The 17,082-nt window shown below is 34.0% G+C and carries 18 protein-coding genes; 10 read left to right on the top strand and 8 right to left on the bottom strand.

All coding sequences use genetic code 11. The features are described from left to right. Window positions 1-49: 49 nt before the first annotated feature. Both HS5_RS06685 and HS5_RS06680 read left to right on the top strand, forming a co-directional pair. Window positions 50-976 carry an ABC transporter ATP-binding protein gene (locus tag HS5_RS06685; protein ID WP_236753388.1) on the top strand — a complete coding sequence of 309 codons (927 nt, stop codon included), beginning with the start codon at window positions 50-52 and terminating at the stop codon, window positions 974-976. Then, window positions 958-1,770: an ABC transporter permease gene (locus tag HS5_RS06680; protein WP_236753387.1), complete on the top strand. Its 813-nt coding sequence runs from the start codon at window positions 958-960 to the stop codon at window positions 1,768-1,770. The genes HS5_RS06685 and HS5_RS06680 overlap by 19 nt, the downstream gene beginning before the upstream one ends. Before the next feature lies 1 nt (window position 1,771). On the opposite strand, the gene HS5_RS06675 is transcribed toward HS5_RS06680, so the two are convergent. The 3 genes from HS5_RS06675 to HS5_RS06665 form a co-directional block, all read right to left on the bottom strand. Further along, window positions 1,772-2,545, bottom strand: a complete 774-nt coding sequence (locus HS5_RS06675; protein ID WP_236753386.1) for an AAA family ATPase — start codon at window positions 2,543-2,545, stop codon at window positions 1,772-1,774. Window positions 2,546-2,899: 354 nt separating this feature from the next. Next, window positions 2,900-3,082, bottom strand: coding sequence for a hypothetical protein (locus HS5_RS06670; protein ID WP_236753385.1), 183 nt, complete (start codon window positions 3,080-3,082; stop codon window positions 2,900-2,902). Window positions 3,083-3,452: 370 nt separating this feature from the next. Continuing rightward, a complete protein-coding gene (locus HS5_RS06665) occupies window positions 3,453-4,328 on the bottom strand; it encodes a TFIIB-type zinc ribbon-containing protein (RefSeq protein WP_236753384.1) in 876 nt (291 codons plus the stop codon). 166 nt (window positions 4,329-4,494) lie between these two features. Here HS5_RS06665 and HS5_RS06660 point away from each other — a divergent pair, with 166 nt between their 5' ends. Further along, on the top strand, window positions 4,495-4,899 hold the full coding sequence (locus HS5_RS06660; protein ID WP_236753383.1) for a DUF3211 domain-containing protein: 405 nt from the start codon (window positions 4,495-4,497) through the stop codon (window positions 4,897-4,899). Here the strand turns inward: HS5_RS06660 and HS5_RS06655 are convergent. Then, window positions 4,896-5,174, bottom strand: coding sequence for a hypothetical protein (locus HS5_RS06655; RefSeq protein ID WP_236753382.1), 279 nt, complete (start codon window positions 5,172-5,174; stop codon window positions 4,896-4,898). The two genes, HS5_RS06660 and HS5_RS06655, sit on opposite strands and share 4 nt — an antisense overlap. A 267-nt stretch (window positions 5,175-5,441) precedes the next feature. Between HS5_RS06655 and HS5_RS06650 the strand changes: the two genes are divergently transcribed. From HS5_RS06650 to HS5_RS06640, 3 genes are all read left to right on the top strand, one after another. Then, on the top strand, window positions 5,442-7,316 hold the full coding sequence (locus tag HS5_RS06650; RefSeq protein ID WP_236753381.1) for a 2-oxoacid:ferredoxin oxidoreductase subunit alpha: 1,875 nt from the start codon (window positions 5,442-5,444) through the stop codon (window positions 7,314-7,316). Continuing rightward, on the top strand, window positions 7,303-8,217 hold the full coding sequence (locus HS5_RS06645; RefSeq protein ID WP_236753380.1) for a 2-oxoacid:ferredoxin oxidoreductase subunit beta: 915 nt from the start codon (window positions 7,303-7,305) through the stop codon (window positions 8,215-8,217). The genes HS5_RS06650 and HS5_RS06645 overlap by 14 nt, the downstream gene beginning before the upstream one ends. Before the next feature lie 69 nt (window positions 8,218-8,286). Beyond that, a complete protein-coding gene (locus HS5_RS06640; RefSeq protein ID WP_236753379.1) occupies window positions 8,287-8,655 on the top strand; it encodes a dehydrogenase in 369 nt (122 codons plus the stop codon). 10 nt (window positions 8,656-8,665) lie between these two features. On the opposite strand, the gene HS5_RS06635 is transcribed toward HS5_RS06640, so the two are convergent. Next, window positions 8,666-10,024 carry a dihydrolipoyl dehydrogenase gene (locus HS5_RS06635; RefSeq protein ID WP_236753378.1) on the bottom strand — a complete coding sequence of 453 codons (1,359 nt, stop codon included), beginning with the start codon at window positions 10,022-10,024 and terminating at the stop codon, window positions 8,666-8,668. 194 nt (window positions 10,025-10,218) lie between these two features. On the opposite strand from HS5_RS06635, the gene HS5_RS06630 reads away from it, so the two are divergent. Then, on the top strand, window positions 10,219-11,841 hold the full coding sequence (locus tag HS5_RS06630) for an AAA family ATPase (RefSeq protein ID WP_236753487.1): 1,623 nt from the start codon (window positions 10,219-10,221) through the stop codon (window positions 11,839-11,841). Here HS5_RS06630 and HS5_RS06625 read toward each other — a convergent pair. Both HS5_RS06625 and HS5_RS06620 read right to left on the bottom strand, forming a co-directional pair. Next, window positions 11,838-12,704: a hypothetical protein gene (locus tag HS5_RS06625; RefSeq protein WP_236753377.1), complete on the bottom strand. Its 867-nt coding sequence runs from the start codon at window positions 12,702-12,704 to the stop codon at window positions 11,838-11,840. The genes HS5_RS06630 and HS5_RS06625 overlap by 4 nt on opposite strands. 125 nt (window positions 12,705-12,829) lie before the next feature. Further along, complete coding sequence (locus tag HS5_RS06620) at window positions 12,830-13,120, bottom strand: hypothetical protein (protein WP_236753376.1); 291 nt, start codon at window positions 13,118-13,120, stop codon at window positions 12,830-12,832. A 146-nt stretch (window positions 13,121-13,266) separates the two neighbouring features. Between HS5_RS06620 and HS5_RS06615 the strand changes: the two genes are divergently transcribed. From HS5_RS06615 to thiI, 3 genes are all read left to right on the top strand, one after another. After that, window positions 13,267-13,608 carry a hypothetical protein gene (locus tag HS5_RS06615; RefSeq protein WP_236753375.1) on the top strand — a complete coding sequence of 114 codons (342 nt, stop codon included), beginning with the start codon at window positions 13,267-13,269 and terminating at the stop codon, window positions 13,606-13,608. Window positions 13,609-13,623: 15 nt separating this feature from the next. After that, complete coding sequence (locus HS5_RS06610; RefSeq protein ID WP_236753374.1) at window positions 13,624-13,851, top strand: hypothetical protein; 228 nt, start codon at window positions 13,624-13,626, stop codon at window positions 13,849-13,851. 485 nt (window positions 13,852-14,336) lie between these two features. Beyond that, entirely contained in the window at window positions 14,337-15,740 is a 1,404-nt protein-coding gene (thiI, locus tag HS5_RS06605) for a tRNA uracil 4-sulfurtransferase ThiI (protein WP_236753373.1), read from the top strand. Here the strand turns inward: thiI and HS5_RS06600 are convergent. Further along, window positions 15,724-17,079 carry an elongator complex protein 3 gene (locus HS5_RS06600; RefSeq protein ID WP_236753485.1) on the bottom strand — a complete coding sequence of 452 codons (1,356 nt, stop codon included), beginning with the start codon at window positions 17,077-17,079 and terminating at the stop codon, window positions 15,724-15,726. The genes thiI and HS5_RS06600 overlap by 17 nt on opposite strands. Window positions 17,080-17,082 lie beyond the last annotated feature (3 nt).

Below are 17,082 nucleotides of genomic sequence, written 5' to 3'. Positions count from 1 at the left end.
TAATTAAAGCTTAAAAAGTAAAAAACTAAATCGATATCGGTAGATTTTTTTGATTGAGACTGTAGATTTAACAAAGATTTTTAAAATAAAGAGAAAAGAGATAAAAGCCCTAGATTCAGTAAATATTAAGATAGAAAAGGGCAAGATAGGAGCTCTTGTGGGACATAACGGTGCAGGTAAGACTACATTATTAAAGATTTTATCAACTTTAATAATACCTACTTCCGGTGACGCTTTTGTAAATGGCTACAGCGTAACTAGGGAAGAAAAGAAAGTTAGAGAAAGTATAGGATTAGTTACAGTAAGCGAAAGAGCCTTCTACTATAGATTGACAGCGTTAGATAACCTAATCTTCTTCTCTAGTCTGCAAGGCCTTTCTTTGGGAGAAGCTAAAAGGAGAGCAAACGAATTGCTTGAGTTCGTTGGACTAAGAGAGTGGAAAAATATTCCTTATATGAAGTTCAGTACTGGAATGCAGAAAAAACTAGCTTTAGCAAGAGCGTTAATAACTGATCCGCCAGTTCTTTTAATGGATGAACCTACTCTAGGATTGGATTTAGTTTCTGCCAGAGAATTTAGAGCTACTATAAGGAACTTGAAAGATAAGAATAAAACTATCCTATTATCTTCCCATTATCTAAGGGAAATAGAGGAACTTGCAGATGTAATATTCCTAATAAAGAAGGGAAAAATTGTTGCAGGTGGTACTTTAGGCGAATTAAAAAGAATAACAGGAAAAGTTTTAGAAGTAGCAACTAATGAAATAAATAATGAGATAAAAAAATTTGTAATTTATTCTAGTGGTGAGGAGTACATTTTAAGAATACCTGAAACCGAAATAGATAAATTCCAGCTACATTATAAGGAAATAGACGAGAGTGAACCTACATTAGACGATATTTATATACATTTCGTAGGAGACGTTGAGGAAGATATAGGTAGGGGGAGGAGCAGACCATGGAGATTAAGGGAATAACAGGTAAAATTTATTCTTTCCTATACATTAGGGGATTCAAAGTATGGTCGTCTTATAGAACTCAAGTTATACTTACCGTACTTTCGTGGACTTTACCAGTATTTACTTATTACTTTGTAGGCACTTCTCTAGGGAATAAGGTTGTTGAGGGCATTCATGTACCGGATTATACTAGCTTCTTCGTAATAGGCTTAGCTTTCCAAGGCTACGTTTCTTCTGTAATCACAACAATAAGTCAAAGAATTAGGAACGAGCAGCTTTACGGAACGATAGAATATTACGTACTTTCTAAGTCTGGAGTTCTGTCTTTCTTGGTATATTCTGCGTTATGGGGATTTACTGTTAATACAATAAATGCTGCAATCATACTTACCGTGGGTCATTTACTAGGAGTTATATATGAAATTAATTTATTAAGCACGTTGCTCTTGGCTATTCTCTTAATCTCTTCCACCCTAGGTATAGCATTCATGTCTGCAGCATTCACAATGATAATAAAACAAGGGAATCCGATCTCGTTCTTCTTCTCTACATTTACTACTCTTTTAGGTGGAGTAGTATTTCCAGTAACTATAATGCCTACGCAAATAAGTTACATAAGTTATGCATTGCCTTTAACTTGGGCTTTGAATGGATTAAGAAATTCTATGCTTTATGGATACAGTATATTTCAAGTGATGAGATGTGTGGAAATTCTATTAATGTTTAATATCATTCTAATCCCGCTAGGGCTTCTGTTGTATTCTTTAGCGTTCAGAAAAGCTAGGGAAAAAGGGACGCTTGGAGAATACTAATTCAGGCCATCTCAACTCTATTTAGAAATTCATTCACTATATCATTAACTATATTTCTTGTTCTCTCATAGTTTAATAGTCTGTAGACTGGAGGATACTTCCTTTTATCTGTAAATTTCAGATCATTCAGATCTTTTCTAACTGGAATAATAGTATTAAAATTTACAAAATTTAGACTCCCATTAAATGGATATATTCTCTTTTTTACATTCTCAATTTTTCTATCAGATAGGGGCTTTAGGGCATCAATTAAGCCTAAGTATGCCTGCTGAGCGAGCTCTTCTGGTTTGGTCTCAGCAATTATAATATTTCCTACGTATTTTAAGTCCAGATTAAAATCAGAAATCCATTGAACTACGGCTTGCATTCCTTCTCTAAATTCTTTTATTTTAGCATTAGATATAGTTGAAAGAATAAAATTAGAAAACTCTGCAGAATTCATAGATACTATTGAAACACCAGGTTTAAAATCAATAAATACAAAATCGTAACTTGAAGTATCTATTTTAGTATCCTTCATCATTTTACTTAGGATATTATAATTTAGACTGGAAAATGAGTATTCAAAGAATGGTAAAGATACTATATCTATATTTTGGAAAGAATTAATACCAGGATAAATTTTGTTTTCTTTAACAAAGAAACTTGTTATGAAAAGCTTAGGATCTAGGTCTATTATTAGCACTTTCTTTCCTTTTTTAGACAATCCCATAGATAAGAAAGAAATAACGTGAGACTTGCCATAGCTAGGCAATGGTGCAAAAGTTACTATCACATATTAACATACTTTAAAAAGGAATTTAAATTTTAGTCGTAAAATTTATCTAAAGATATGATTAAATTATTGTATATAACTTTTCATGACAATTATTCTTAAAATAAATAATGAAGTAAATAAACATAGTGCAAAAGCTACGTAATCCATTGAAAATACGCCTTTAGTTAAAGTGGAAATGTATACTTCCTGAGACTTTGAATGGCAAGACTTCATCCTGACGTACGGAAAGTGTGCGTATAACTTGAGAAGTATTATTACCCTTTAAACTTCGAATAACTGACAAGAGTGAAAATGTACGATCAGTAGTATGATTAATGTCTTATTAATTACTGGGTTCACACAATATTTTTCTTACCTCCTTTTCTTTACTCTTCTTTTACGGGCTTTTTCATTTACTTTATTGCTCATTTTATTATTAATTAGAAAATCTTGTATTAGTATTCCAGTAACGCCAAAAAGAAGATAAAAATAGGCAACGTTACCCAGAGTAACTGAAAAAGATAAGGACGAAATTACTAAGGCAATTATACCCATAATAATAAAAAAACGAGAATCTAACCTTAAAATCATAAATAAAATTAGTATAATAAGAAATAATATAAGCTCATCAAATGAACTAAGGTAAACGGAAAAAAGAAGCAAAAACGATAAAATAAATGCATACGCACGTTTATTTACATTCTTTTTAGGCATGTTGTTGACCTCAATTTGTTCCAAGATAATTTTGTTAATGCACCGATGATACTGGACTCGGTGTCAGCTAGAGAAAAAGCATTAAAAACTGACTTAAATACTATTAAATAGAAAGCAATGCTAACAATGAGGAGAATATAAGATCTTTGCATATGAGAAATTATACTATCTCAATATAAATCTTAAGGAAATATTCATAATTAAGAAAACTTTAGTTTATTCCTTCTATGTCTATTCCTAATTCTCTGGCTATTTCCCTATACCTATTCCTTATAGTCACTTGAGTTACTCCAGAGACTTCAGAAATTTCCCTCTGGGATCTTCTCTCTCCGTTGATATTTGCCGCGATATATACTGCAGCAGCTGCAATACTTGCAGGATCTTTTCCAGAAGTTATTCCAGCTTTCTTAGCTCTTTCCACTATTTCCATGGCAGCAGTCATCACTTTACCGCTGAGTCCTAGTAATGAGGCTATCTTCATGACGTAGTACTTAGGGTCACTGGCAGGAACTTCAGTAACATCTTCCCTTAACAAGAGCCTATAAGCTTTTCCTATCTCTTTTTTATTCGCAGATGTTATTTTAGTTATTTCATCTAATGTAGTTGGAATATTCAACTTCCTACAAGCAGCATAAACTGAGGCAGCAACTACTTCCTCGATGCTCCTACCTTTTATTAATTTTTTATCTAAAGCTTTCCTGTAAATAATTGCGGCCTCTTCTTTTACAGCTTTTGGTAAGCCTAAGTTATCTATAATCCTCTCAAGGATAGTCATTGCCTTGACTAGGTTTCTCTGCTCTGAGGTTCCCACTCTTGACCTTATTTGTAATTTCCTTAACCTCATTGCCTTTATTCTATCTTTAGCCTTTACATCCATGTAAGTTGAAAGCCCCATATCGTGAACTGCTAAGTTAATCGTACCTGCTCTGCTTCTCTCCCTGTTTTCTTCCTCAGTATAAGCTCTCCACTCTGGTCCTTGATCGACAACTTTATCTTCTAGGACTTCTCCAGTCTCTGTACAGATGTACTCCCCCCTATTAGCGTCAAAGACTATTTTATCCTTTGGGCATATTATTTCACTACTCATACTGGTCACAGATTTACATATATTGTCTTTCTAGTTAATAAAGTTTTCTTTATAAAATGTAATCATGAGTTTAATGTTGAATATAGATAATATCTGTTAATTTCTATTTAATGTTAAAACGGCATACTCTTATAACCTTTGGGTTCAAATTCTATAATGATGAATAATGAGAATTAGTGTTGAAATAGAAACTAAACATGAGAGTAATGCGTTATTAGTAGTTTTATCCGATCCTTCTTTCGTTTTACCCAATCTATTTCCTCCAATTAAAGAAGTTAAGGCAAATGACGGAAAATATACTTGCAAGGGAAAATTCTTAGGCATGCCTTTCGACCTCGTCGGTAATTATTACTCCTCTGATGAAGGTAGAGTAAAATATGCCTTCACAATAAATAGAGGAGGTACTGGTAACTTAGACTTCTTAATTGAAGAGCATAAAGTTATATTAACATTTGACTACGACGGATGGTCTGAAAAGATTTCTAAGCTATTCCTTTCTAGGTGGATAAACGAATTTAAGAATAATTTCGAGGAAAAAGTTAGGTTAAAAAGAATTGAGAATAAAATCTAAGCTATCGACTCTATATGAATAAATAACAACATTGAAGTTATAGCTATTACAATTTTCTCTGCAGATTCTTTACTTATTATCGTACTTTTCTCCCTTAGTTTTACACGTCTCTTCCCTACGCTCAGTTCTCCTTCTCCTTTATGTACTATTAAGGATACTGAGTTGTTTTTCTTAAAGATTATTTTCTCTCCAGGCTTCATATACATTATCATATCTGTAGCATCTTTTGAAATAAACATATCATTTTTTATTGAAATTATTTCTTGTTGCTTCATAGGTGCTAACTACCCTTAGTAGTATATTTATTTTTCCCAGAGTCAAGGTTGAAAGTGATTAGATAACGTAAGATTAATATTAGAAAATTTTTAAGAACTCCAAGATAATACCATCTTAAGTTTTTATAATGTTTACATTACTAATTAGATATTACGTATATGATATTATTTAACTTTCTATTATAGTACGCCAATTAACTTTGTTAAAATAATCATTTATAAAATTACGTGAGAGCATTTTATAACCTATGACGGAGAATTTATAATATGTCACGATATTCTTGGATGATAGGAGGAGCACAAGGATTAGGAGTAGACACTTCAGCAACAATCTTCGGTAACGCAGTAGCAAGAGCCGGTTATTATCTTTATGGAAATAGAGAATACTACTCAAATATCAAAGGAAGACATTCGTATTTTCAAGTAGTATTCAGTGAAAAACCTTTACATAGTATATCCTCCACTATAAATGTATTAGCAACTTTTGATGCAGAAACAATATTTCAACACTTTACAGAAGTTACCGACTTCATTATTTACGATAAAGGAGTAGAAGGAACCAATCTAGATATGGTAAGATCAATGGAACCAGAAATAGCTGATCAAGTAAGAGATCTATTAACAAAAAACGGGTTAGGCGATACTGTAAAAGATGTAATATCATTTCTTGAGAAAAAGGGAGTAAAAACAATATCGATTAATTACTTAGAATTATTGAAAAAAGTTGCAGATACTTATAAATTACCACTCTCCGTAGTTGAGAGAGCTAAGAACATTATAGCAGTTGCTACTTCAATGTCACTCTTTGGCTTTAAATTGGAGTATTTAAAACAGGCAATATCTTCCTTGTTTAAAAACGAACTTTTCGTCAAATTCAATACGATGGCTGCAGAATTAGGGTATAGTGCAGCAGAGAATCACTATAAGTTACCAGAAATTCCCGTATCAAAACCAAGAATACAGGTTGACGGAAATACAATATCTGCAATAGGAAAAATGGCAGCAGGACTTAGGTTTCAATCGTATTATCCAATAACTCCTGCAAGTGATGAAAGCACTTACATTGAGGCTAATCAGAACCTCGATATGATAGTAGAGGCAGGCGAATTAAGAAAAGGCGGAGCAGTAGTTGTTCAAGCAGAAGATGAATTAGCAGCAGTAAATATGGCCATTGGTGCAACATTGACTGGAACCAGAGCAGCAACTGCAACTTCTGGCCCAGGATTTGCTTTGATGTCTGAGGGAATAAGCTGGGCAGGAATGAACGAAGCACCGTTAGTTATAACTTATTACATGAGAGGAGCTCCATCAACCGGTTTACCAACTAGATCAGGTCAAGGAGATTTAAAATTTGCACTCAACGTAGGCCACGGCGAATTTCCGAGAATAATTGTTGCCTCCGGAGATCATGAGGAAATATTCTGGGATGCAATATGGGCTTTCAATTTAGCAGAAAAATACCAGACTCCGGTAATCCACGTAATAGAAAAAACGTTAGCTAATGCTTACTCTGTATTTGATGAAGATCACATACTGGGTAAGAAAATTCCAATAGAAAGAGGAAAAATAGTAAAGCCTACTGGAGACTTTTTCAACCGCTTTGAAATAACTGAAGACGGAATTTCTCCTAGAGCGTTCTTAGGAGAGGCAAGTATATTTCATGCAGGCGATGAACATAATGAGGAAGGACATATAACGGAAGGAACAGAAAATAGAATAAAAATGTACGAGAAGAGAATGAGAAAATTAGAAACTGCTGATAAAGAAATTCCAGAAGAGCAGAGAGTTAATGTAGTAGGCAACGGGAATATAGTGCTATTAACTTGGGGTTCTCCTAAAGGTGCAATAATTGATGCAATGGATGAGTTAAAGGACGTTATGATGATCCAAGTGAAAATGTTCAACCCGTATCCTAAGAATTTGATGAAAAAGCTCCTTCAAGGTAAGAGTATGATAATTGCAGTTGAGAATAATTATTTGGCTCAAGGAGCACAAATATTGACTGAAAATACTGGAATATTCCCTACTCATTATATATTAAAATGGACAGGAAGAGCTATAACCAAGGAGGAAATAATTGAAAGTGTAAAGAAAATTGTTGAGAAAGGAGAAAAGAGGGTGGTGTTAAGTGCAGGAGCGTAAACCCGTATTTGTGGATTGGTGCCCCGGCTGTGGAAACTTTGGAATATTAAGAGCAGAAGAAATGGCAATAAGGGAACTAGGAATAGATCCTAAAAAAGTTGTAGTAGTTTCAGGAATAGGATGCTCTGGAAAGATACCGCACTTCATACAATTACCTATAGGAGGAGTGCACACACTTCACGGAAGATCTATAGCTTACGCTACTGGGATAAAGCTATCTAATCCATCGTTGGAAGTAATAGTGAACATTGGAGACGGAGACGGCTTAGGAATAGGAATGGGACATTTTGTTAATGCAGGCAGGAGGAATATTGACATGACGGTAATAATACACGATAACGGAGTTTATGGATTAACTAAAGGTCAGGCTTCACCTACACTCCACAGAGGTGAAAAAACTAAGTCTCTACCAAGACCTAATATAAACGATGCAGTAAACCCGATCTCGGTAGCTTTATCCTCAGGCTATACTTTCGTTGCTAGAGGATATGCATATGACATAATGCACCTTAAAGATTTAATGGTTAAGGCAATAAAGCATAAAGGCTTAGCTTTCATAGATATCCTACAGCCTTGTCCTACTTATAATGATATAAACACTAAGGAATGGTATGATAAGAGAATTTACAAGCTAGACAGTGATCCAACGTGGGATCCAAAGGTAAAGAGCGAAGCTGAACAACAAACTAAATTTGAAAGAGCAATACTGAAAGCCTTCGAGTGGGGAGATAAAATACCTATTGGAATATTCTATGAGAATGAATTAGTTTCAACATTCGAAGAGAGAATAATGCAAAATGTACCAAATTATCTTGATTATTACCCAGCAAAACAGGAAATAGAGAAAAATGGTGAGGCTACTACTAAAATAGATGACCTGGTAAGGGCAAAGAGAATTTAACGGGGTTTATTAATTTTAACAAGTTTTTTATGATTAAGATTTAAAACTTTTAAAGTCTGTTTTTATTTTATGTCTCAACTTTCTATTCTCCAAATAGCCAAAATGCCAGATAAGGAAAGAGAAGAAACAATGGGTAAAATGTTTCAACAACTTCTCCAAATGAAAGATGAAGATAAAATAGCTAACTTAAAAGCGCTAATACAAGAAATGGCTGAAAAAGCTACTGACGAGGATTACATAAATCTGTGCAAAACTAACCTCAAGCTTGCTTCAACGTTACCAGACGACGTTTTAAAAGCATTCGTACAATTAAGAATGCAGGCATCATCTCAATTACCTAAAGAGCTTCATGATAGAGATATGAAATTCTTAACTCAAGCACTAGAGCAAGTAGATCCTCAAATAAGAGAAAAAATAACAAGGAATATGCCAAAATGAAAATTTTTTATTAAAATATACTTCTTGCAGCATAACTTATACTTTCATTACTCATCGGATGTTGATCTGCATAATCAGCCATCTGCCTAGCTGTTAAACCGTTTGCTACTACAGTACCTATTTCATTTATCATTGTTGGTGCATCTATTCCTATTATCCAGCCTCCAATTACCCTTAAAGATCCTCTTTCAACGAATAATCTAATTTCACCTTCTGCTTCATCATACATTTGCGCTCTCGAATCCTTAATTAATGGGTAAGACGCTTCTACTATCTCTATTCCTCTCCTTTTAGCCTCCTCAGGTAAGATCCCAACATAAGCTATTGAAGGAATTGTAAATATGGATTTAGGTACACTCTCAAAATCCATGTAATCTATAGGAGTCCCTGCAAGTATATTATGGGCTGCAACTAAGGATTGCCTTACTGCTGAATGGAAGAACATCGATCTACCGTTAACATCTCCTGGAGCATAAACGTTTTTTACACTACTCACTATAGTCTCATCAACCATTACACCACTCCTTCCAATAGCTAAACCGAGTTTCTCTATTCCTTTAGGATATACGGGCTTTCTGCCAGTAGCTAACATAACTAAGTCTGCTGTAATTTCCTTCTTCTCGGACTTCTCTGAATATATCACTTTATATTCGTTCTCTCCTACCTTTTGTACTTCAATGACTGGAGAGTTAAACTTAATGTCTATATTCTTATCTAACATTGAAAGTAAAGATGAAACTAACCTTGTATCCAGTCCTCTAAGAACTCTGTCTGACCTAACCAATACATGAACTTTAGTACCTAGAACGTTCATAATTGATGCAGTCTCTAGAGCAATGTAACCTCCACCTATTATTACCATTTCCTTGGGTAATTTCCTTATAGAAGTCTTGTACTTGTAAAGATCATCACTAGTTATACAATATTCTGAGCCTGGAAACCTCGGCACGAATGGTCCACTCCCACTAGCTAAGATAAGGTACTTGTACTCTATCTGTGCATCTTTTTCTCCTTTAATAATTGCATGATGATTATCTATAATTTCTACTTCTCCTTTGTAAAAATCCACTGAAGTCTCTGACAACTCTTGTTTATGTTGCTTAAATCTGGTTTCTTGAACAAAGTCCTTGTGATCTTGAACTTTTTCAAACGAAACTACTTCATTAAAGCCTAACAGTTTTCTTGCCCTCAAATAAAGGTGAGCCAACTCCCTCATAGTTTTAGACGGCACACAGCCCTGATATAAGCAATTACCTCCTAACTCTCCTTTAGGGTCTGCCATTGCTACTTTTAAACCTGCCTTATTTAACCTAAATGCCGCAGGGTAACCGGCTCCTCCTGCTCCAGCTATTAGAACATCAACTATCATATGTTAATTACAAAGTAGAGATTAAAAAGAATTCTTATACTTAAAGGATTTAGATGACTCATTCTTTAAAAATAATACGCAAGGTTTATCCTTTTGGAAGACATATAGAATTTGTGAGCGTCTCTAGTGCACTTCAGCTTGCAATAGAAATACTACAAATCTTATTCTTCATAGTGCCTTTCCTGTTTATCTTAATGATGATGAGAGCAAACAGAATAGCTAATAGGCATAAGAAAGTCATCAAATACGTGCCGAACATAAGGTTGGAAGATTTATACGACCTAAAAGACGTAAAGGAGAGATTAGGAGAAATTGCCGAAGAAGTCAAAAAAGGTAAGACTTACGGTATAGTACTCTTCGGTCCACCTGGGACTGGAAAAACCAGCCTGGCAAAGGCTATTGCAAATAAATTGGGATGGAACTTCTTCCAGTTAAATGCTTCTGATGTGCTGAGTAAATGGTATGGTGAAAGTGAGATTTTACTAACTTCGTTTCTTGATAAAGTTGAATCAAACCAACCTGCAGTACTTTTCATTGATGAAATTGACAGCTTTACAATGAATAGGGAAAGCGACGTACACGAGGTTACACATAGACTAATAAATATTCTCTTAAATAGAATTCAAGAATTTCACGATAAAGGAGATAAAATCCTTATTATAGGCACAACTAATCTACCTCAAGAAATTGATGAGGCATTCCTAAGGCCAGGAAGATTTGATGAGGTAATTCATGTTCCGTTGCCCGATGAAGAAAGTAGGAAAGAAATATGGATGGGGTATATTAAAGATCCCAATATAGATTATAAGCTTCTGGCTAGAAGATCTGAAAGATTTTCTCCAGCGGATATTAAACTAATTGTGGATGAAGTTAAATCTAAAATACAGAATCCTATAACAGAAGATTACCTAAGATTCATAGAGAATTTCAAACCGTCAGTAAAAATATCTACCTTAATAAAATTTGAGAATTTAGCTAAAAAATATTCAAGGGAAAAGATACTAGAGAAACCTTTCGGAGTTCCTGATGTTACATGGGATAATTTAGGAGACCTAGAAAAAGTTAAAGAGATCATAAGAGAATCCATAGAATTGCCAATAAAAAACAAGGAATTCGCTGAGAAACTAGGTATAAAGCCAGTAAAAGGAATGCTACTTTACGGGCCTCCGGGGACAGGTAAGACGAGTATCGCTAAGGCTATGGCAAATGAATTGAAAGCTTCTTTCATAATCTTGTCTGGAGAAGAAATTGCATCAGCTCAATTTAAAGCTCCAGAAGTTATAGCAGAGAAATTTAACATAGCAAGGGATAATTCTCCTGCAGTAATTTTCATTGATGAAATAGATATGATAGCAAAGAATAGAATGTTTAATGAATGGAGAAATGCTTTAACTGAACTGCTGACTCAAATAGACGGAATAAGAGAAACTGATGATATTATACTTGTTGGAGCCACGAATAGGCCTTGGGATTTAGATCCAGCGATTCTAAGACCCGGAAGAATTGATAAAATAATTTACGTACCTCCGCCGGATTATGATGGAAGAATAAAAGTTCTCAATGTGCTAGTTAAGGGATTACAAGTTGATGAAAAAGTTATAGAGAAAGTTGCTAAAATTACAGAAAATTATACTCCTGCAGACTTGAAATTAATAGTAGATGAAATAAGGAGGAATTTACTTAAGGAAGCTTCCATGACTAACACCCTTAGAACTGAAGTTACTATGGATGATTTTACAAAGGTCCTGGAAAAAGTAAAACCAAGTGTTACAGAGGAAACACTCAAGATGTACGAAAGCTTTAAGCCTAGGCTTTAGGCATGAAGTAAGATTGATATTGGAACTAAGGAGTACATTGCTAGTAATACTACGCTCTCCTTTATGGAGAGATTATTATTATTAAAGAGCATGAACATTATAAGACTGACTAGTATTAAAGATAAGAGAGAATAATTAATACCTATGAACACTCCTTCAATTCCTCCTAAAAATCCAACTAAACTTAAGGTAAAAGAACTCAAGATTATAGTCTCAACTATAAAGCTTAAGGTCATTTGAGAACCTATTTCTGGGCTTAATAAACTCCCTTTTATTGCAACTATTATATCCTGAATATTTAGCGCAATAGGCAATAGGAAAACAGTGAAAGCCCACTGAGGCAAGAACTTTGAAGCAACTGAAACTAAATTATTTGAAGAAATCCAAAGAATAATTATTCCGAAGATCATGAAAAGTAAGGGCTTAGTAGAAAGATTAACGTCATGAAGTCTGAATATTAGATAATAACTCAAAATGAATAGAGAAGCAATACCTATTGCAAGATTTATTTTTTGTAATATAAAAATTGATATTAAAATTCCTATTATTACTAGAATAATTCTCCTTTCTTTAAAATTAGCAATACTGATTCTCCTTTTCCTCCATTTTAGGAAAACTGATACGCTTACTATTGCTATACCCAGTGTATAAATTGTAAGCGTAGTTACGAAGAATGAAGACAAAGCTAGATAAAAATTTCTGTGAAAGAGTAGGTTACTTAAAACTATTAACTCTGGCAGAGCCGAAAGAGCTCCAAGCATGAAACCTTGGTGTATTATTTCTTTACCTCCTCTTACAATCAACTCACTCCCCATGTAAAAGCCTAGAGCAGATAATATTACTTCTATAAGGTAATACAGCACAATAATATATTTATAAACATTATCCTATAAGCTTTTCATAAATATAAGTTTGAAAACATAAAAAAGAAACGACGTATTTTCCCAATACTTTTTAAATGTAGAAACTAAAAATTAAAAATATAAAATTAAGACAGGAGTAAATCTTGAATATAGTCAAGTTCGGCTTTAATTTTCTTGTATTTCTGTGCCAAAATCGATAGAGAAAATAATATAACTCCGAATTCTCCCTTAATAGTAATAGTATCCTCGTACGAGATATAATCCTTATTTATCATCTTTTTAAGATTTTTAAGTTCATTCCTTAGTTTTAATAGATCCTTTCTCGCATACTTGTGAGACAACGCCAAAATACTTACTCCGTATATAGCATCATTAATTCTCCTTTGTAAGTCTTTATCAAAGATTGTAATCTCCATTTATATCATATATATCTTAGCTTTGTATGTTATAATTCTTTTCCAAATATATCTTAGCAAAAAGGACATCCTAAGCTTACTAGATATATACAAGCTGTAAATACTGTTTACTAAAATTATTTTTTATCTCATGAGAAAGAATATCTATGGATAAATACCTTCTAGCATTACTAGGTGAAGCAGGAGCTTCTGGATTAGCTAAGGCATATTATGTTAGATACAAAAATTCTCATTTTAGAGAAGCGTTTGAGAATGAAGTGTCCCATTGGAATTACTTTAGAAATTATAAAAGATCTATTTTAGAAAAACCAACTTACTACGCACTTTTTGTATTCGGAATTTTGACTTCATTATTAGGTTTTAACGTAGTTAAGAAAGTAGTAAGATTCGTGGAGAACAATGCAATTAAATTTTATGAGAGAAATTTTGCAATTGATGAAGATATAAAGAAAATATTGGAAGAAGAGAAAAAGCATATGAATGTATAGCACAAGATTATACTTATGACTAAAATCCTTAATATCAAAGACACTCCTAACGGTAAGATAATTGAAGGCTTGGTACCAGCAAAATGCATTGTAGGATTCTATAAAGTTAGAATAAGAGTAATAAACAGCAAAATGGTTGAAAGTGAATGCAATTGCGGAAGTACTCTTTGTCCTCATGCCGTGAAGTTATATTTGTTTTATATGGCTCATGTAAAAAGAAACGAGAATTCAATAAAAAGATGATTTTGAGTAATAACATTTAGATTTCACTGTTCATACAATACATTGGATGAAAATTGACGACGTTGTAGAAGATCTTGGTTTTCATGTTGAAAAATCAGAAAATATAGAGAGGAATTTTCTAAAAGATAATTTCTAATTGATGTAATAGAGGAGAATAATGAACGGATTCGCTATTATGTAAGGAGAGTAAATTGTAGAGACCTTGATCTCGTCAGAGAAAAAATAAAGAGGAAGAACCAAGAAATCTTAAGGGTTGATTACGGGCATATGCTTTCTCTCAAACAGTTGTAATATAGTTGTAGTAAGGAAACTAAAGAATGGAAAAGATGAGAAATTATGGAATGAACACTTAAACATGATTAAGATAGCCGACTTAGTAGTATAAATTGCCCTTGGACGTTTGTTTAAAGATTTTTTGCCGAACGCCTCCGTTAAGATAAAATTATTTGAGAAAATCGTTTTAAGTTCAACACGAAGTTTAACAAGTGAAACTTCTAATAGTAAGGTATGACGAAATAGGAGTAAAGAGCAATATAGTGAGGAAAAAATTAGAGAATTTGTTGATTTCCAATCTGAGGGCTTCTGCAAACTACTTTAACTGTGGCGAAGTAAAAGTAGAAAAAGGCCAAGGAAGGATATACCTTGATGGTAACGTAGATTGTCTAAAAATTTCCTCTTCTAAAGTATTCGGAGTAAAATCTGTAAGCCCTGCAGAGAAGATAACTTTCCAAAGTTTAAATGAAATAACAAATTTTGCAGAAAAATTATGGAGTAAGAAGGTAGATGGGAAAAAGTTTGCAGTAAGAGTCAGAAGAGTAGGAAAACATGATTTCACTTCAATAGAAGCAGCAGCAAGAATAGCAGATAGATTTCAGGGCAAAGTTGATTTAGAAAATCCGGAAGTAGAAGTATTTGTAGAAATAAGACAAAATGAAGCTTACTTTTATGACGAGATTATTAAAGGACCTGGGGGATTGCCTTTAGGATCCGAAGGAAAAGCTCTAGCGTTAGTATCTGGCGGTATAGATTCTCCAGTGGCTTCATGGATGATAATGAAAAGAGGCGTCGCATTAGATATACTTCACTGCAATATATCTGGCCCTAACAATTTGAGTATGATATTGAAAGTAGTAGATAAGATAAAAGAATGGTCTCAAGGTTACACTCCTCAAGTGTTCATAGTGGATTGCGGAAAAATAATGGAAGTAATAATGAAAAAAGTCGATGTTAGGCTTTGGTCTGTTGCATTCAAAAGAGCATTGTATTTAATAGCAACTAATTACGCTAATAGGATAGGAGCTAAGTCCATAGTTACTGGTGAATCTTTAGGCCAAGTTTCGTCTCAAACACTCTCAGTCCTTAGTGGGCTTCAGTATAAGATAGATAAACTCTTTCTTAGACCACTAATAGGCTTTGATAAGGATGATATAGTAAAGCTCGCAATGGAAATAGGAACGTTCGAGCTTTCAACTAAAGTTCCAGAATACTGTGCAATATTTTCTCACAAACCTAGAACCAAAGTCAGTATAGAGGAAATAGAAAAAATCGATGAGATATTAAAGGAAGCAATTGAAGATACTGTGAAGGAAAGCGAAATAAAAAAGAAGAAAAAAGAAGAATACATAGTTTACTTAAATAAATTACCAGAATCATTACAAAACACAATTATTATTGATCTTAGAAAAGAAGAGGAGTATAAAAAGAACCATTTACCCAGTGCTATAAGACTAGATCCTTGGAATGTTATGGATTTCGTTCTAAAGAGCGGTAAAGACAAAACATACATACTCTATTGCGAAAAAGGAGTGGTCAGCGGAGATCTTGCGTATAGACTTAAAAAAATGGGATATACCGCATATGCCTTAAAGAACACTATGCTAACTGCTTAGCCATATAAGGCCCGCACCTAGTGTATCCTTTTTGCTTATAATACTCCCTTGCTCCAATGCCGGAAAGCACTAGAATCTTTTTAGCGTCAAATTCCTCTGACGAGATTCTTTCCGCCTCTTTAAGTAAGGCCGATCCATAGCCTCTGTGCTGATAGGCCTCATCCTTTTTCTCTCCTATTGGAACTTCTTCTCCATATACGTGTAGTTCCCTTACAATAGTAGTTCTCTCGTTTATCTCTTTCCTATGAGAATTTGCAGGCTTTCTTAACCTTAAATAACCTACTATGAGACCGTTATCACTTTCAAATGAAAGGAAAACTTCGGTACCTCCGCTTGCTTCGTAAACTTCCTTATGTAATGATATACTATCTGGTCTGATTTTTCTATGTAACCATGCTATTCCGACTTCCCTATATCTTATTTCTTTAATTTCTATTCCTTTCTCTTTAACTCTCCTCTCTACTAGTTCTCTTAAATTGCCTTTTTTATTACCGGCTAATATGATATTTGCAGGTATATCGCGCTGTATCCTCATTATTCTTACCCACTTCGGCATATAACGGTAAGCTTCGGAAATTATTTCAACTAAAGTGTTAGTATCATAAGGAGTATAAAGCCCTCTTTTCCACAATTCGGCTAAAGGCGCTGTTTCAACTACTAAAGTAGGATAGATTTTTAACATATCCGGTCTGAAATCCGGATTAGTAAAAATTTCTTTTAATGCCTCTAAATCTTTATCAGGATCTGAGCCTGGTAAACCTAACATCATGTGGTAAACTATCTTAAAACCAGAATCTTTCAGTATTCTTGTAGATTCTACGTTATCCTTAACTGTATGTCCCCTATTAACCTTTTTTAATAAATCATCGTAAACAGTCTGAACTCCCAGCTCAACTTTAGTAGCTCCAAGTCTAAGCATTTGATCTGCATGCCACTCTTTGCCCCAATCGGGTTTAGTCTCTATAGTCATTCCAACACATCTAATCTGCGCTGTCTCATTCCTCAATTGAGCATCTTCCAAATATACAAAACCACTCTTCTTCTTTTTAGGGAAATTGTTCATTGCCTCTAATGCGTTAGTAACGAACCATTCTTGATAATCTAAAGGCAAAGAAAGAAACGTTCCACCCATTATTATTAATTCAACTTTATTTGGAAAATGACCATTATTAAAATACTGTTCTAACCTTGACCTAACCTGATAGTAAGGGTCAAAATTGTTCTCTATTGCTCTCATTAAAGTAGGCTCTTTGCCGTAGTAACTTTGAGGGGTATTATATTCAACACCTCCAGGACAGAAAATACATTTACCATGAGGACATCTATGCGGATGAGACATTAT

The organism is Acidianus sp. HS-5, assembly GCF_021655615.1.
GTDB lineage: Archaea > Thermoproteota > Thermoprotei_A > Sulfolobales > Sulfolobaceae > Acidianus.
This window is presented reverse-complemented; position numbering and strand designations above follow the sequence as displayed.

Excerpts from the sequence above, each read along its gene's own strand:
- HS5_RS06680 (WP_236753387.1), top strand. The coding sequence starts at position 958 with ATGGAGATTAAGGGAATAACAGGTAAAATTTATTCTTTCCTATACATT.
- HS5_RS06670 (WP_236753385.1), bottom strand. The coding sequence starts at position 3,082 with ATGGGTATAATTGCCTTAGTAATTTCGTCCTTATCTTTTTCAGTTACT.
- HS5_RS06665 (WP_236753384.1), bottom strand. The coding sequence starts at position 4,328 with ATGAGTAGTGAAATAATATGCCCAAAGGATAAAATAGTCTTTGACGCT.
- HS5_RS06660 (WP_236753383.1), top strand. The coding sequence starts at position 4,495 with ATGAGAATTAGTGTTGAAATAGAAACTAAACATGAGAGTAATGCGTTA.
- HS5_RS06655 (WP_236753382.1), bottom strand. The coding sequence starts at position 5,174 with ATGAAGCAACAAGAAATAATTTCAATAAAAAATGATATGTTTATTTCA.
- HS5_RS06650 (WP_236753381.1), top strand. The coding sequence starts at position 5,442 with ATGTCACGATATTCTTGGATGATAGGAGGAGCACAAGGATTAGGAGTA.
- HS5_RS06640 (WP_236753379.1), top strand. The coding sequence starts at position 8,287 with ATGTCTCAACTTTCTATTCTCCAAATAGCCAAAATGCCAGATAAGGAA.
- HS5_RS06635 (WP_236753378.1), bottom strand. The coding sequence starts at position 10,024 with ATGATAGTTGATGTTCTAATAGCTGGAGCAGGAGGAGCCGGTTACCCT.
- HS5_RS06630 (WP_236753487.1), top strand. The coding sequence starts at position 10,219 with ATGATGATGAGAGCAAACAGAATAGCTAATAGGCATAAGAAAGTCATC.
- HS5_RS06620 (WP_236753376.1), bottom strand. The coding sequence starts at position 13,120 with ATGGAGATTACAATCTTTGATAAAGACTTACAAAGGAGAATTAATGAT.
- HS5_RS06615 (WP_236753375.1), top strand. The coding sequence starts at position 13,267 with ATGGATAAATACCTTCTAGCATTACTAGGTGAAGCAGGAGCTTCTGGA.
- HS5_RS06610 (WP_236753374.1), top strand. The coding sequence starts at position 13,624 with ATGACTAAAATCCTTAATATCAAAGACACTCCTAACGGTAAGATAATT.
- HS5_RS06600 (WP_236753485.1), bottom strand. The coding sequence starts at position 17,079 with ATGTCTCATCCGCATAGATGTCCTCATGGTAAATGTATTTTCTGTCCT.